1 protein-coding gene is annotated in these 2,715 nt (G+C 60.7%); it reads left to right on the top strand.

The annotated features are described in order from the left end of the window. On the top strand, positions 1 to 2,715 hold a 2,715-nt coding region (locus tag E3U47_RS25075), incomplete at both ends, for an immunoglobulin-like domain-containing protein (RefSeq protein WP_372239556.1).

Genomic DNA, 2,715 nt, shown 5'->3' with positions numbered 1-2,715 from the left:
ATACAAGGCCAAAGCCCAGGGCGATGACGTCTTCAAGGACGGCGACACCCTCACCGTTGGCATCACCGACGCGGCAGTGGATGGCAAGTCCTTCGAAAACCTGGAGCTGGGCGGCAACGCCAGCGTGCAGATCACTGACACCATCAGCGAAGTCGTCGCGACCCTGACTGCGGACAAGACCACCGTCGCTGAGGGTGGCCAGATCACCTACACCGTCACCTTGACTAACGGCCAGGGCCTGTCGGTCGTCGGCCACAACGGCCTGACCTTCACCCTCACCGATGGCACTAAAGTGACCATCCCCGCTGGCAGCGCCACCGGCACCATCACCATCAATGCCCCGGACGACGTCTTCGTCGGCGGCCAGCCTTCGATTGTGAACAAACTGGAAGGTGTAACTGGCGCGGACAACTTCGAGAAACTGACGCTCGGTAAGGACGAGATCAAAACCGAAGTCACCGACGAGCCAGGTACCGGAACCCCAGGCACCGACAACCAAGGCGATAAAGTCTCGGTCACCATCGTCAGCAAAGGCGATGTCACCGAAGACCAGCAACCCGCCTTCACCGTCAAAGTCAGCCAGAAGCTCGACCACGACCTGACCGTTACTCTGTCCAACGGTGACAAGGTAGTGATCAAGGCTGGTGAAACCGAGACCGAATACAAGGCCAAGGCCCAGGGCGATGACGTCTTCAAAGACGGCGATACCCTGACTGTCGGCATCACCGATGCTGCGGTCGATGGCAAGACCTTCGAGAACCTGGAGCTCGGCGGCAACGCCAGTGTTCAGATCACCGACACCATCAGTGAAGTCATCGCAACCCTGACCGCTGACAAGACCACCGTCTCCGAGGGTGGCCAGATCACCTACACCGTGACCCTGACCAATGGCCAGGGCCTGTCGGTCGTCGGCCACAATGGCCTGACCTTCACCCTTACCGATGGCACCAAAGTGACCATCCCGGCGGGCAGTGCTACTGGCACCATCACCGTCAATGCACCGGATGACGTATTCGTCGGCGGTCAGCCGACCATCGTCAACAAGCTGGAAGGCGTCACCGGTGCGGACAACTTCGAAAAACTCACCCTCGGAAAAGAGGAAGTCAAAACCGAAGTCACCGACGAACCGGGCACCGGCACCCCAGGTACCGGCAACGAAGGCGACAAGGTCACCGTGACCATCGTCAGCAAGGGCGATGTCACCGAAGACCAGCAGCCTGCCTTCACCGTCAAGGTCAGCCAGAAGCTGGACCATGACCTGACTGTCACCCTGTCCAACGGCGACAAGGTTGTCATCCCGGCTGGTCAGACCGAAGCCGAGTACAAGGCCAAGGCGCAAGGCGATGACGTCTTCAAGGACGGCGATACCCTGACTGTCGGCATCACCGATGCCGCCGTCGATGGCAAGACCTTCGAGAACCTGGAGCTCGGCGCAGACGCCAGCGTGCAGATCACCGACACCATCAGTGAAGTGGTCGCGACGCTCAGCGCCGACAAGACCACCGTCAGCGAAGGCGGCCAGATCACCTACACCGTCACCCTGACCAACGGCCAGGGCCTGTCGGTGACCGGTCACAACGGTCTTACCTTCACCCTGAGCGACGGTACCAAGGTCACCATCCCGGCCGGCAGCGCCAGCGGTACTGCCATCATCACTGCCCCGGACGATGTGTTCATCGGCGGCCAGGCCACCATCAGCAACAAGCTGACCAGCGTCACCGGTGCCGACAACTTCGAAAAACTGACCCTGGGTCAGAACGAGGTGCAGACCTCAGTCACCGACGAACCGGGCACCGGTACCCCTGGCACCGGCAACGAAGGCGACAAGGTCAGCGTGACCATTGTCAGCAAAGGCGATGTCACCGAAGACCAGCAGCCAGCCTTCACCGTCAAAGTCAGCCAGAAGCTCGACTATGACCTGACCGTGACCCTGTCCAACGGCGACAAGGTTGTCATCCCGGCCGGGCAGACCGAAGCCGAGTACAAGACCAAGGCCCAGGGCGATGATGTCTTCAAGGACGGCGACTCGCTGACCGTCGGTATCACGGATGCCTCCGTGCCCGGCCATGCCTTCGAGAACCTGGAACTCGGCGGCGATGCCACCGTGCAAATCACCGACACCATCAGCGAAGTCGTCGCGACCCTGACCGCGGACAAGACCACCGTCTCCGAGGGTGGCCAGATCACCTACACCGTGACCCTGACCAACGGCCAAGGCCTGTCGGTCGTCGGCCACAATGGCCTGACCTTCACCCTCACCGATGGCACCAAAGTCACCATCCCGGCCGGCAGCGCCAGCGGCACCATCACCATCAATGCCCCGGATGATGTATTCGTCGGCGGTCAGCCGACCATCGCCAACAAGCTGGAAGGCGTCACCGGCGCGGATAACTTCGAAAAACTCACCCTCGGCAAAGAGGAAGTGAAGACCGAAGTCACCGACGAACCTGGCACCGGTACTCCAGGCACCGACAATCAAGGCGACAAGGTTAGCGTGACCATCATCAGCAAAGGCGATGTCACCGAAGACCAGCAACCCGCCTTCACTGTCAAAGTCAGCCAGAAGCTCGACCACGACCTGACCGTTACCCTGTCCAACGGTGACAAGGTGGTGATCAAGGCTGGTGAAACCGAAACCGAATACAAGGCCAAGGCCCAGGGCGATGACGTCTTCAAAGACGGCGATACCCTGACCGTCGGCATCACCGATGCGGC

Source organism: Pseudomonas sp. RIT623, assembly GCF_004519305.1.
In the GTDB taxonomy this organism is placed as follows: Bacteria; Pseudomonadota; Gammaproteobacteria; order Pseudomonadales; family Pseudomonadaceae; genus Aquipseudomonas.
Note: the sequence above shows the minus strand (reverse complement) of the source record. Positions and strands in the feature narration are given on the sequence as shown.